This window comes from Rhodococcus sp. GA1, assembly GCF_024321955.1.
Taxonomy (GTDB): domain Bacteria; phylum Actinomycetota; class Actinomycetes; order Mycobacteriales; family Mycobacteriaceae; genus Rhodococcus; species Rhodococcus pyridinivorans.
In genome coordinates this window covers 2795170-2808835 of record NZ_CP097186.1, presented here as the reverse complement: position 1 = coordinate 2808835, position 13666 = coordinate 2795170, and the positions used below count along the sequence as shown (strand labels likewise).

Here is a 13666-nt window from a genome sequence, read left to right as displayed (position 1 = left end):
CATGACTGCCGTACACGAATTCACGCAGACCGACATCGAACAGTTCCTCTACCGTGAGGCCCGACTGCTCGACGACCGCGAGTTCGAGCAGTGGCTCGAGTGCTACCACCCCGATGCCGAGTACTGGATGCCGGCCTGGGACGACGACGGTGCTCTCACCGAGAACCCGCAGACCGAGATCTCGCTGATCTACTACCCGAATCGCGGCGGCCTCGAGGACCGGGTGTTCCGCATCCGCACCGACCGTTCGTCGGCGACCTCGCTGCCCGAACCCCGCACAGGACACAACATCACCAACGTCGAGATCCTCGAGCGTCGCGGCACCGAAATCGACCTGCGGCACAACTGGTTCTCGTTGTACTTCCGCTACAACACCACCGACACCTACTTCGGGACCACCTTCCTCACCCTCGATGTCTCAGGCGCACAGCCGGTGATCAAGAAGAAGAAGATCGTCCTGAAGAACGACTACATCCACCACATCGTCGACGTCTACGTCGTCTAGTTCCACCCCGATCACGAAAGGAGGCACGTGCCATGGCTTACCAGGTGGCATTGAGCTTCGAGGACGGGGTCACCCGCTTCATCAAGGTCAACCCGAACGAGACCGTCGCCGACGCCTCGTACAAGGCACGCATCAACATTCCGCTCGACTGCCGCGACGGCGCGTGCGGAACCTGCAAGGCCTTCTGCGAATCGGGCAGCTACGACGGCGGCGACTACATCGAGGACGCCCTCACCGACGAAGAGGCCGAGCAGGGTTACTGCCTGCCGTGCCAGATGATGCCGGAATCCGATCTGGTGGTGCAGATCGCGAGCACCTCCGATGTCGCGAAGACCGCGGCCGCCTCGTACAGCGCGACCATCACGGATCTGCGCCGTTACTCCGAGAGCGTCGTCGGGTTCACCGTCGAGATCGACAACCGTGACGATCTGGTGTTCCTGCCCGGTCAGTACGTCAACATCGGCGTGCCCGGCAGCGACGACGGCACCGGTAAGCCGGCGACCCGCTCGTACTCGTTCAGCACCGGCCCGCACGAGAATTCGCTCGCGTTCCTCGTGAAGATCACCGAGGACGGTCTGATGTCCGAGTACCTGCGCGACCGCGCGCAGGTCGGCGATACCCTGGAGTTCACCGGCCCATTCGGCAGCTTCTTCCTGCGCGAGCGCAAGCGCCCGTCGCTGCTGCTCGCCGGCGGTACCGGCCTGGCGCCGCTGCTGTCGATCCTGTCGAAGATCGAGGCCGACGGCTCGGACCAGCCGGTGCACCTGATCTACGGTGTCACCTTCGATCACGATCTCGTCGAACTCGACGCGCTCGAGGAGTACACGAAGCGGCTGCCGAACTTCACGTTCGACTACTGCGTCGCCGACGAAGCGTCGTCCGCCCCGAACAAGGGATACGTGACGGGTCTGTTCGAGCCGTCGCACCTCAACGACGGTGATGTGGACATCTACCTGTGCGGTCCGCCGCCCATGGTGGAGGCGGTGCGTAACCACCTGTCCGAGAACGGTATCGAGCCGACGAACTTCTACTTCGAGAAGTTCAACACCTCGGCCACCCCGGGTGGGGCAACCGCACCCGCTGCCACCGACGCCGAGAAGGCCGCGGCGGAGAAGGCTGCCGCCGAGACCGGTCGTCCGGTGGTGCTCGAGAACCCCGAGCCCGGCAATTACGAGATCGGCGAGGAGCATCCGCCCGTCGCCGAATCGGACGAGCAGTTCGACGCCCGCATGGCCCTCGAACTCGGGGTCGTCGAACTCACGATCGGCCGGCTCACGCCGGAGCAGCTCGTCGAGTTCCGCATCCTCGCCGAGGCGTCCGGCGCGTCGGTCGAAGGCGACCACTTCACCGACGCCGCGGCGTTCACCGACACCAATGCGGCCTTCCACGAGTTCCTCTTCCGCTGTTGCACCAACCCGGTGCTGCTCGAGGCCTACAACAAGCTCGAGGTCACCCGGTTGATGAAGCAGGTCCTGCGCGACGCGCAGTGGATCGAGGAGCACATCGTCGACGAGCACCTGCAGCTCGTCGAGGCGTTCGAGAAGGGCGACAAGGCCGCCGCGCGCGACCTGATCGTCGTCCACTCGCAGCACGCCAAGGAGACGATGCGTCGCGCCATCGCCAGCGGTGCCCCAGCAGGTGTCTCCTCATGATCGAAACGAAGATCTTCCCGGGCCGGTTCGACGGACGGTGCCTGACGATCACCGGCGCCGCGCAGGGCATCGGTCTCACGGTGGCGACCCGCATCGCCGCCGAGGGCGGTGAGGTCGTGCTCGTCGACCGCGCGGATCTCGTCCACGAGGTGGCCGAGCAGCTGCGCGAGGCGGGCGGCAAGGCGCATTCGGTGACGGCGGATCTCGAGACCTTCGAGGGCGCGGAGGAGGCGATCTCCCACGCCGTCCGCACCACCGGCCGCATCGACGTGCTGATCAACGTCGTCGGCGGCACGATCTGGGCCAAGCCGTACGAGCACTATGCGCCGGAGGAGATCGAGAAGGAGATCCGGCGGTCGCTGTTCCCCACTCTGTGGACGTGTCGCGCCGCCGCTCCCCATCTGATCGAGCGACGCGCCGGCACGATCGTGAACGTCTCGTCGGTCGCGACCCGCGGCGTCAACCGCGTGCCGTATTCGGCGGCGAAGGGTGGGGTCAACGCGATCACCGCGTCGCTCGCCCTCGAACTCGCCCCCTACGGGGTCCGCGTGGTGGCGACCGCCCCGGGCGGCACCGTCGCTCCCGAGCGGCGGATCGCGCGCGGTCCGTCGCCGCAGTCCGAGCAGGAGAAGGCCTGGTACCAGCAGATCGTGGACCAGACCGTCGATTCCTCCCTGCTCAAGCGGTACGGCACGCTCGACGAGCAGGCCGCCGCGATCTGTTTCCTGGCCTCCGAGGAGGCCTCCTACATCACCGGCACGGTTCTTCCCGTCGCCGGCGGCGATCTGGGCTGACCGCCCCTCGCTCGGCCTCACCGGAGGCGCCAGTCCCCCCGGTGAGGCCACTTTTCTCCCCGAATCCTCTTGTGACTCCACCCACAGACCGGAGCAACGCATGCCCCACGCCACGCAGACCTGGGCCAGTCCACAACATCGGCGCAGCGTCATCTGGATCGTCGCGCTCGCCACCCTCGCGATCATCTTCGACGGCTACGACCTCGTCGTGTACGGCACCGTCCTTCCGACCCTGATGGCCGATCCGACCCAGCTCGGGGAGATCTCCGCCCAGCAGGGTGGTGCCCTCGGCTCCTACGCGCTCATCGGCGTCATGGTCGGCGCGCTGCTGACCGGTGCGTTCGGTGACCGCGTCGGCCGCCGGAAGATGATGTTGATCAACATCGTCTGGTTCTCCGTCGGCATGGGTGCGGCGGCCTTCTCCACGAGCATCACGATGTTCGGCGCGCTCCGCTTCTTCACCGGCATCGGCGTCGGCGGTCTCGTCGCCACCGCCGGAGCTGTGGTCGCCGAGTTCGCTCCGCCCGGCAAGCGCAACCTGTTCAACGCCATCGTCTACAGCGGTGTCCCCGCCGGCGGTGTGATGGCCTCGCTGCTCGCGATCCTGCTGCGCGACGCGATCGGCTGGCGCGGACTGTTCCTCATCGGCGCGTTGCCGCTGCTCATCCTGCTCCCGCTGGCACTGATGAAGCTTCCCGAGTCGCCCGCCTGGCTGCAGTCGCGGGGACGCTCCGACGAGGCGCAGCGTGTGTGCGAGGAGTTCGGTTTCCCGCTGCCGTCCGCAGCACCTGTCGCTTCCACCGAGAAGATCGGTTTCGCGGCACTCGCGACCCGCAAGTACGCCCTCGGTACGGGACTGCTCGGCATGATGAGCTTCGCCGGTCTGCTGCTCACCTACGGCCTCAACACCTGGCTGCCGAAGATCATGGCCGACGCCGGTTACAACGCCAACGGCTCGCTCGCCTTCCTCCTCGTCCTCAACGGCGGCGCCATCCTCGGCGGCCTGCTCGCCTCGAAGGTCGCCGACGGCCGCGGACCGCAGTCCGTCATCGTCACCACCTTCTTCCTCGCGGCCGTGGCCCTCGTGCTGCTCACGCTCGGTTTCCCGCTGCCGGTGCTGCTCACCGCCGTCGCGATCGCCGGTACGGGCACGATCGGCACCCAGGTGCTCATCTACGGATTCGTGTCCAACTACTACGACACCCCCGCCCGCGCCGCGGGCGTGGCGTGGTGCGCCGGCTTCGGCCGCCTGGGCGGCATCGTCGGCCCGGTCATCGGAGGTCTGCTCATCGGCGCGGGCTTCGCGAACAACGTGAACTTCTACATCTTCGCGGGTATCGCGCTCGCCGGTGGTCTGGTCACGTGGTTCGTGCCCCGCCCGGTCCAGTCCGTCTCGCCGGTCCGCAGTTCCGATCGCCCCGTGCCGACTACCGTGGATGTGTGACGGACAACGTTGTGCTGATCGGCCGGAACTCCGAGTTGTTGCAACTCGAACGCCTCCTCGACGAAGCCCGCGCGGGTGTCCCCTCGCTGGTCCTCGTCGAGGGGGCGTCCGGCGTCGGAAAATCCTCCCTCGTTTCGCATTTCGTCGCTCGCCACGACGACCTCGCCGTACACGACGCGACCGGGGCCCGCTGGGAAGCCGGCCATCCGTGGTCCGTGCTCGAACAGCTGCTCGGTGACACCGTCACGGCGGGCGACCCGGTGGAGGCGGCACGCACGCTCCTCGACCGGATCGACGACGCGACGGTGATCGTCGTCGACGACGCGCACTACGCGGATGCCGAGTCGTTGCAGTCGCTGTCGTCGTCGCTGAGGCGAGCGCACGGACGTCCCCTGCTCATGATCTGGATCGTGCCCGACGTGCTTCCCGACGATGTCGCCCCGGCGACCGCCGACCTCCTCTCGAACAGCCACCGCGTGGACACCCTCCACGTCGGCGCGCTGGCGCCCCCGGATGTCGCGCAACTCGCACTGCATCGCATCGGCGTCGACCTGTCCGCGTGGACGGCGCGTCGCCTGCAGGAACACACGCTCGGGAACACCCGCTCGATCCTGCAGCTTCTCGACGAGATCCCTCGCGACGAATGGCACCGCTGGCAGGCGCGTTTCCCAGCACCGAGACAACACGCGGGGAAAGTGGGTCGCATCCTTGCCCGGTGTTCACCGGACACGCGCGCGCTCGTCGAATCGGTCGCCGTCCTGGACACCGCCGCGACACGGGGAGCCACCGAATCCCTCGCGCTCGTCGCCGAACTCGCCGAGGTCGGCGACACGACCGGGCCGCTCGACGAGGCCCACCGGCTCGGTCTGCTCACGATGCGTGAACAGCGGGGCGTGGTGTCGTTGTCGTTCCCCGATCCCATGACCCGCGCCGCCGTGGCCGACGAGATCGGCCCGGCCCGCTGGCACAGCCTGCACGCGCGGGCCGCTTCGCTCGTCGACGACGAGGGCGCCCGGTTGTTCCACCTGGTGTCCGCGACACCGACCGGAAACGAGGAACTCGCCGCCGACCTCGACGCTTACGCCCGGCGATGCGCCGCCGACGGCGCCTGGTCCCAAGCGGCCGAAGCGCTCATCACCGCGAGCCGTATCACTCTCGACCGAGAACTACGGACCCGCAGGATGATCCGCGGTGTCGACGCACTGACCGGTGCGGCGGACCTACCCCAGGCCCAGACGTTCGTCCCCGAGATCGAGAGCGTGCCGAGCGGACCGATGCGCAACGCCGTGCTCGGCTATCTCGCGATCCAGCGGGGGCGGGCCGCGGAAGCGCACCACCTTCTCACCGAAGCGTGGTCGATGCTCGACGATCCGGAATCCGAACCCGAACTCGCCGCGACGATTTCGCAACGCATGGTGTTGCATTCGTTGGCACGGCTGCGCGGCGACGATCTTGTCCTGTGGGCCGATCGTGCCGCGGACACCCTCCCCGAGACGGCTCCACCCGTCGTCGAGTCCCGGGCCATCCGCGGACTCGGGCTGGCGATGACCGGTCGCGTCGATGAGGCCGTCGAGTCGTATTCGGCTCTGTCCGATGTCATCCGACTCGGAGCGCAGAGCCAGCGCATCCGCATGGCCGAGGGGTGGCTCGCATTGGTGCTCGACCGGCCCGATCTCGCCCGGACCGAACTCGAGGCGGCCGAACCGACCATCTTCCGCGGCGGGTCGCTGCGCATCTCGCTGTGGGCGCAGGCCTGGCTCGCGCGAACACAATTCGCGCTCGGTGCGTGGTCCGACGCGCTGCGCACCGTCGATCGCGCGGCGGCGCAGCTCGACGCGACACAACTCGATCTGCTCCGACCGCTCGTCCACTGGACCGGCGCCCAGGTCCAGGCGCTGCGCGGGAACTGGACCGCGGCACGGGAACACGCCCACCGTGCCCGCGCCGGGAACAACGACTACCCGCTCATGCTCGTACCGGCCTGCCTGTGCCTGGCGCAGTGCGCCGAGGTCGTCTCCGACTACACGAGCGTGTTGCGCTATCTGGAACCGATCGTCACCATGCGCGAGCGGGGCGCCGTCGACGAACCCGGCCACTGGCCGTGGCCGGATCTCTACGGCAACGCCCTCGTGATCACCGGACGCGTCGACGAAGCGGACGAATTCCTGCGGCCGCACGAGGAACTCGCCGCCGAACGCGGTCACCGCTCCGCCAAGGCCCGCCTCGGTTACGTGCGCGGTCGCATCCTCGGAGCCCGCGGCGACATCGACGCCGCCCGCGACGCTTTCGAACACGCACTCGACGAGATCGACACGCTGCCACTGCCCTACGACCGTGCACGCATCAACTTCGCGTACGGCCAGACGATGCGCCGCGCGGGGCGTCGCCGCGACGCCGACGCGGTGATCCGCACCGCCCGTGAGCTGTACGCGTCGCTCGGCGCCGTCTCGTACGTGGAACGTTGCGACCGGGAACTCAAGGCCGGTGGTCTTCGTACCGGCGACGGCGAGACCGAGACCCCGCGTTCGGATTTCACGACCCTCACTCCGCAGGAACGCGCCGTGGCCACACTCGTCGCGTCGGGCCGCACCAACAAGGAAGTCGCCGGTGAGCTGTTCCTGTCCGTCAAGACCGTGCAGTACCACCTGACCCGCGTGTACTCGAAGTTCGGCATCCGCTCGCGCAGCGAGCTCGCCGCGAAGTTCCGACAACAGGATCGAGGTTGATCATTGACCGCCGTGGACGATCGCCCCACCGCCGAGACCGATCTGTTCGAACGCCCCGTGCGTCCCGTCGTCGGACCGCGCGGGATACTCCGGGATCTCGGCCCACGATACGCCGCGAACGGCTTGATCGGGCTCGTCTTCTCGTGCACCGGACCGGTCGCCGTGATCCTCGCCGCCGGCGCCGCGGGCGGGCTGAGCGCACCGCAGTTGGCGTCGTGGATCTTCGGGGTGTTCGCCCTCAACGGGCTGCTCACCATCGTGATGAGCGTCGCCTACCGGCAACCGCTCGGGTTCTTCTGGACCATCCCCGGCACCGTGCTGGTCGGCGGGTCGCTCACCCACCTGAGCTGGGCGGAGGTGGTCGGCGCATTCTTCGTGACAGCGGCCCTCGTGACGGTACTGGGGGCCTCGGGACTGGTGCGCCGAGTGATGGAAGCGTTGCCGATGCCCATCGTCATGGCGATGGTCGCGGGGGTGTTCCTGAAGTTCGGCATCGATCTGGTTTCGGCGCTCGGTTCCGACGTCGCCATCGCCGCACCGATGGTGATCGTCTTCCTCCTGCTCAGTTCCGTTGCGGTCCTCGGCAAGTGGATGCCTCCCATCCTCGGCGCTCTGCTCGCCGGGGTGGGCGCGGTCGCGCTGTCGGACCGGTTCTCACCGTCCGGGACCGACAGCGCGGTCTTCGCCGCACCGGTGTTCACCGCCCCGCAGTTCACGTGGTCGGCGATCCTCGAACTCGTCGTGCCGCTCGCGATCACCGTGCTGGTGGTGCAGAACGGGCAAGGCATCGCGGTGCTGCGCTCGGCCGGGCACAATCCGCCCGTCAACGTCTCGGCGATCGCGTGCGGACTGTGGTCCTTCCTTGCCGCGTGCGTCGGCGCCGTGTCGACCTGTCTGACCGGACCGACCAACGCGCTGCTCGTGTCGTCGGGCGAACGGTCCCGTCAGTACACCGCGGCGATCACATGCGGGACGCTGGCGATCGTCTTCGGACTGTTCGCGCCGCTGTTCGTCCGGTGGATGATCGCCGCGCCCGCCTCGTTCGTCGCGACTCTCGGCGGCCTGGCGATGCTCAAAGCGTTGCAGGGCGCCTTCGTGGCCGGGTTCGCGAGCAAGCACACCATGGGTGCGCTCGTCGCGTTCGTGGTCACCGCCTCGAACATCACCGTCTGGAACATCGGCGCGGCGTTCTGGGGGCTCGTCGCGGGTGTGGCCGTGTCGTGGCTGATGGAGCGTCCGGACTTCAGCCGCTGACCCCGACCCCGACGTACTCGGAGAGATGCTCGCCGGTGAGCGTCGACCGCTCCTCCACGAGTTCGCTGGGGGTGCCCTCGAAGACGATGCGTCCACCGTCGTGGCCGGCGCCGGGACCGAGGTCGATGATCCAGTCGGCGTGGGCCATCACGGCCTGGTGGTGTTCGATGACGATCACCGACTTGCCGGACTCGACGAGCCGGTCGAGCAGACCGAGCAGCTGTTCGACGTCGGCGAGGTGCAGGCCCGTGGTGGGTTCGTCGAGGATGTAGGTCTCCCCCTTCTCGGCCATCGCGGTGGCGAGCTTGAGCCGCTGCCGCTCACCGCCCGACAGGGTGGTCAGGGGCTGGCCGAGCCGCAGATAGCCGAGGCCGACGTCGGACAGTCGCTGCAGGATCTTCGACGCCGCCGGGGTGCGTGCCTCGCCGTCGGCGAAGTACTCCTGGGCCTGCGCGACGGACATGGCGAGCACCTCGGCGATGTTCTTCCCCGCCAGGGTGTAGTCGAGCACGGCGGTCTGGAAGCGCTTGCCCTCGCAGTCCTCGCAAACCGATTCGACGGTGGCCATCACCCCGAGGTCGGTGTAGACGACACCGGCGCCGTTGCAGGTCGGGCAGGCGCCCTCGGAGTTGGAACTGAACAGGGCCGGCTTGACACCGTTGGCCTTCGCGAACGCCTTGCGGATCGGTTCGAGAAGACCCGTGTAGGTCGCGGGGTTGCTGCGACGCGAGCCCTTGATGGGGCTCTGGTCGATCGTGACCACGCCGTCGCCGTCGGCCACCGAACCGTGGATCAGCGAACTCTTGCCCGATCCGGCCACGCCGGTCACCACGACGAGCACGCCGAGCGGGATATCGACGTCGACGTTCTGCAGGTTGTGCGTGTCTGCGCCGCGGACCTTCAGGGCTCCGCTCGGGGTGCGCACCGTCGGTTTCAGCGACGCCCGGTCGTCGAGGTGACGACCGGTGAGGGTGTCGGCACGCCGCAGTTCGTCGACGGTGCCCTCGAAGACCACCTGTCCGCCCTCGGTGCCGGCGCGCGGGCCGAGATCGACGATGTGGTCGGCGATCGCGATGGCCTCGGGTTTGTGTTCGACGACGAGCACGGTGTTGCCCTTGTCGCGCAGTTGTAGCAGCAGGTTGTTCATCCGCGCGATGTCGTGCGGGTGCATGCCGATCGTCGGTTCGTCGAAGACGTAGGTGATATCGGTCAGCGACGATCCGAGATGGCGGATCATCTTGATGCGCTGCGATTCTCCGCCGGACAGGGTGCCGGTGGGACGATCCAGCGACAGATATCCCAGCCCGATGTCCGCGAAGGAGTCGAGCAGATGACAAAGGTTCTTCAGCAGCGGGGCAACCTGCGGAAGATCCAGTCCGCGCACCCATTCGGCGAGATCGCTGATCTGCATCGCGCACGCATCCGCGATGCTCCTGCCGTCGATCTTCGACGACCGCGCCTCGGGGGCGAGACGCGTCCCTTCACAGTCCGGGCATGTGGAGAAGACGACGGCCTTCTCGACGAACGCACGGATGTGCGGTTGCATCGCGTCGAGATCCTTGGACAGGAACGACTTCTGGATCTTCGGGATCAGGCCCTCGAAGGTGACGTTGACGCCCTCCACCTTGATCTTGGTGGGTTCCTTGTAGAGCAGGTCGTGGAGTTGCCGCTTGGTGAACTTCGCGATCGGCTTGTCGGGATCGAAGAAGCCGCAGCCGCGGTAGATCCGGCCGTACCAGCCGTCCATGCTGTAGCCGGGGATCTTCAGGGCGCCCTCGTTGAGGGAGAGACCGTCGTCGTAGAGCACGGTCAGGTCGAAATCGGAGATGTTGCCCTTGCCCTCGCATCGCGGGCACATGCCGCCGAGCCGGTTGAAGGTCACCTTCTCGGCCTGGGTCTTCCCCGCGCCCCTCTCCACCGTCACCGCACCACTGGCCCGCACCGACGGCACGTTGAACGAGTAGGCGTTGGGCGGACCGATGTGCGGCTCCGCAACCCGGCTGAACAGGATGCGAAGCATCGCGTTGGCATCGGTGGCGGTGCCCACCGTCGAGCGCGGATTCGATCCCATCCGTTCCTGGCCGACGATGATCGCCGCGGTGATGCCGTCGAGCACGTCGACGTCCGGGCGGGCCAGGGTCGGCATGAATCCCTGCACGAACGCGCTGTACGTCTCGTTGATCAGGCGCTGCGACTCGGCGGCGATCGTGCTGAACACCAGCGAACTCTTGCCCGAGCCGGAGACACCGGTGAACACCGTCAATCGCCGCTTGGGGATCTCCACGCTGATGTCGCGGAGATTGTTCACGCGCGCTCCGTGGACCCGGATCGCATCGTGGGTGTCGGCGACGTGCGCTGCATGTGCCGGTGTGTCCTTCGTCGAGGTCATGTTCGAAGACTCCAGTGGTCGTACGGATGCGGGGCGGAACGGGTGCGACGATCGGAGAGTAAGGCCGATCGTGGGATCGGTCAGCGCAATTGCTGGATGCGGACCATGTTTCCCGCGGGGTCGCGGAGAGCGCAGTCGCGGACGCCGTACGGCTGGTCGGTGGGTTCCTGGACGATCTCGGTGTCGCCGGCCTGCAGCTGCTCGAACGTCCCGTCGAGATCCTTCGTCGCGAGGATGATCGATGCGAAGGTGCCCTTGGCCATCATCTCGGCGATGGTGGCGTTCTCCTCCTCCGTGATGCCGGGGTCGGCGTCCGGCGGGTACAGCACCAGGGACGTGCCGGGAGTGTCGCCGCGGCCGAGGGTGATCCAACGTTTCCCGGCGTAACCGACGTCGTTGAGGACCTCGAAGCCGAGGGTGTCGCGGTAGAACGCGAGGGACGCCTCGGGATCGGTGTGCGGAAGGAATGTCTGGTGAATGGTGATGTCCATGCCGATCACGGTATGACCGGCGGACCCGTCCGCGCTTCTCGATTCCTGATCGGTCTGGTGACATTCTTCGCCACGCACGACGGGATGCCGTTCGTCTCCTCGGACGCCTGCTTGCGGTACACGCTCGGGGGCACGCCGACGAGTTCCGTGAACCGGGTACTGAAGGTGCCGAGCGACGAACAGCCCACCTCGAAGCACACCTCGGTGACGGTGAGGTCGCCGCGTCGCAGCAACGTCATGGCCCGCTCGATGCGCCGGGTCATGAGATACGAATAGGGCGACTCGCCGTACGCGAGCCTGAACTGGCGGCTGAGATGGCCGGCCGACATGTTCACGCCGCGGGCGAGGGCCTCGACGTCGAGGGGCTGGGCGTGCTCGCGGTCGATGCGGTCGCGGACGCGGCGCAGCAACGCGAGGTCGCGCAGACGCTGATCGGTGACGGGTTTACCGGGCACGGGTCCGATCGTGCCACGATGCGCCGCCTCGATCCTGTCGTCGTGCGCCTCCACAGCACATCCGCCCCGCGAGGATCCCGGGACCACAAACCGGACCCGCCGGGACCGGAAAACTGACACTCTGTCGATACCTGCCCGTACGGACGAAAGGTCACCGATGGCTCGTGCGGTTCGCGTCGTCGTTCTCGGATCGGGATCGTGGGGAACCACGATCGCGTCGTTGGCCGCACGCAACACCCCGACGACGTTGTGGGCCCGCAACGACGACATCGCGCGTGAGATCGACACCGAGCACCGCAACCGTCGATATCTCGGCGAACGGCCACTGCCGCAGGGCCTGCGCGCGACCTCCGATCTCGAAGAGGCCGCCCGCGAAGCCGACGTCCTGGTGATCGGTGTGCCGTCGCATGCAGTGCGCAAGACACTCGAGCAGGTTGTCGACGAGATCCGCGCGTGGGTCCCGGTCGTCTCGCTCGTGAAGGGCCTCGAGCCGGGCACCCGCCTGCGGCCCACCGAGGTGATCGCCGAATGCCTTCCGGGGCACCCCGTCGGGCTGCTCGCGGGTCCGAACATCGCCGGGGAGATCGCCGACGGCATGGCCGCCGCGTCGGTGGTCGCGATGCAGGACGAAGCGGTGAGTGCGGCGCTGCAACCACTGTTCGCCACGTCGTTGTTCCGCGTCTATCGCAATACCGACGTGCTCGGCTGCGAACTGGGCGGGATCCTCAAGAACATCGTGGCGATCGCGGCCGGCATGGCCGAAGGGCTCAGAGTCGGCGACAACACCCGCGCGATGGTCCTCGCCCGTGGGCTGGCGGAGATGACGCGTCTCGGTGAGGCCATGGGTGCGGATCCGCGCACGTTCGCGGGCCTCACGGGGATGGGTGATCTCATCGCGACGTGCACGAGTCCGTCGTCGCGGAACCGCCGGGTCGGTGAGGCGCTGGCGCGCGGGCTCAGCATCGACGAGGCCGTCGAGGCGCTGGGGCAGGTCGCCGAAGGGGTGAAGACCGCGCCGACGGTCATGGAACTCGCCCGCGAGTACGGGGTGGAGATGCCGATCGCCGCCGAGGTCGCGGCCGTGGTGACCGGGAAGAGCACCCCCACCGATGCCTATCGGGGGCTGCGCCGGGTCACACCCGGCGACGAGAGGGACATCGTCTGACCTTCTCTACCGCTTTCTCGGACGGATCGTAGAAAGCCGAATAGTCGCCTGTCGTGTGCTCCCGACCGGCTGAACGAACGCTCGGTGAAGTGATGTGCCATCGTGGTGACATGACTTCTGCCGCCGACGCGCTGTCGTCCCTGCTCGACACCCGTTTCAGCTGCCGCGCCTTCCTGACGAAACAGGTCCCGCGCGAGGACATCGAACGCATGCTGCAGATGGGTCAGCGCACCGCGTCCTGGTGCAACTCCCAACCCTGGCAAGTGCACATCGTCAGCGGCGACGCCACCAACCGCCTGCGCGACGCCGTCTACGCGCAGGCCACCTCGGGGAACATGGATCCCGACATCCCGGGACCCGCCGAATACCGCGGCGTCTATGCCGAGCGTCGCCGCGGCGCCGGCTACGCCCTGTACAACGCGCTGGGCATCGCCCGCGACGACTACCAGCGCCGCACCGAGCAGATGCTCGAGAACTACCGCTTCTTCGGCGCACCGCACGTCGCGATCATCACCTCCGACAAGGCCCTCGGCGTGTACGGCGCCGTCGACTGCGGTGGCTACGTCTCGACCCTGCTGCTCGCCGCCGAGTCGCTCGGCATCGCCGCCGTCCCGCAGGCCGCCGTCGCGATGACGGCCACCGCGCTGCGACGCGAACTGAACATCGGCGACGACCGCGACATCGTCTGCGCCATCTCGTTCGGTTACGCCGACGAGGCGCACCCGGCCAATGCGTGTCGCACGAATCGCGCGTCGCTCGACGAGACCGTCGAGTGGGTCGACTGAACTTTC

The 13666-nt window shown here is 67.6% G+C and carries 11 protein-coding genes; 8 read left to right on the top strand and 3 right to left on the bottom strand.

The features are described 5' to 3' along the window. The first annotated feature begins 1 nt into the window (after position 1). The 6 genes from benB (at position 2) to M3330_RS13285 (ending at position 8375) form a co-directional block, all read left to right on the top strand. Positions 2-505, top strand: coding sequence for a benzoate 1,2-dioxygenase small subunit (gene benB, locus M3330_RS13310; RefSeq protein ID WP_006553155.1), 504 nt, complete (start codon positions 2-4; stop codon positions 503-505). 32 nt (positions 506-537) lie between these two features. After that, positions 538-2157, top strand: coding sequence for a benzoate 1,2-dioxygenase electron transfer component BenC (benC, locus tag M3330_RS13305; protein ID WP_019288829.1), 1620 nt, complete (start codon positions 538-540; stop codon positions 2155-2157). Then, on the top strand, positions 2154-2951 hold the full coding sequence (locus tag M3330_RS13300; RefSeq protein ID WP_006553153.1) for a 1,6-dihydroxycyclohexa-2,4-diene-1-carboxylate dehydrogenase: 798 nt from the start codon (positions 2154-2156) through the stop codon (positions 2949-2951). Before benC ends, M3330_RS13300 begins: the two co-directional genes overlap by 4 nt. 100 nt (positions 2952-3051) lie before the next feature. Beyond that, entirely contained in the window at positions 3052-4395 is a 1344-nt protein-coding gene (locus tag M3330_RS13295) for an aromatic acid/H+ symport family MFS transporter (RefSeq protein ID WP_200358905.1), read from the top strand. Continuing rightward, entirely contained in the window at positions 4392-7121 is a 2730-nt protein-coding gene (locus M3330_RS13290) for a LuxR family transcriptional regulator (RefSeq protein WP_220666994.1), read from the top strand. The genes M3330_RS13295 and M3330_RS13290 overlap by 4 nt, the downstream gene beginning before the upstream one ends. Before the next feature lie 12 nt (positions 7122-7133). Continuing rightward, positions 7134-8375, top strand: coding sequence for a benzoate/H(+) symporter BenE family transporter (locus M3330_RS13285; RefSeq protein WP_024102367.1), 1242 nt, complete (start codon positions 7134-7136; stop codon positions 8373-8375). Here M3330_RS13285 and M3330_RS13280 read toward each other — a convergent pair. The 3 genes from M3330_RS13280 to M3330_RS13270 form a co-directional block, all read right to left on the bottom strand. After that, positions 8365-10764, bottom strand: coding sequence for an excinuclease ABC subunit UvrA (locus M3330_RS13280; protein ID WP_247848111.1), 2400 nt, complete (start codon positions 10762-10764; stop codon positions 8365-8367). The two genes, M3330_RS13285 and M3330_RS13280, sit on opposite strands and share 11 nt — an antisense overlap. An 80-nt stretch (positions 10765-10844) precedes the next feature. After that, positions 10845-11255, bottom strand: a complete 411-nt coding sequence (locus tag M3330_RS13275) for a VOC family protein (RefSeq protein ID WP_006553148.1) — start codon at positions 11253-11255, stop codon at positions 10845-10847. Positions 11256-11260: 5 nt separating this feature from the next. Then, positions 11261-11710 carry a helix-turn-helix transcriptional regulator gene (locus tag M3330_RS13270; protein WP_039958298.1) on the bottom strand — a complete coding sequence of 150 codons (450 nt, stop codon included), beginning with the start codon at positions 11708-11710 and terminating at the stop codon, positions 11261-11263. A 157-nt stretch (positions 11711-11867) separates the two neighbouring features. Between M3330_RS13270 and M3330_RS13265 the strand changes: the two genes are divergently transcribed. Together M3330_RS13265 and M3330_RS13260 are read left to right on the top strand one after the other, a co-directional pair. Then, the gene (locus M3330_RS13265; RefSeq protein WP_200358909.1) at positions 11868-12875 is read left to right on the top strand and encodes an NAD(P)H-dependent glycerol-3-phosphate dehydrogenase; all 1008 of its coding nucleotides are present in this window, start codon (positions 11868-11870) and stop codon (positions 12873-12875) included. A gap of 110 nt (positions 12876-12985) precedes the next feature. Then, positions 12986-13660 carry a nitroreductase gene (locus M3330_RS13260; RefSeq protein WP_019288835.1) on the top strand — a complete coding sequence of 225 codons (675 nt, stop codon included), beginning with the start codon at positions 12986-12988 and terminating at the stop codon, positions 13658-13660. Positions 13661-13666 lie beyond the last annotated feature (6 nt).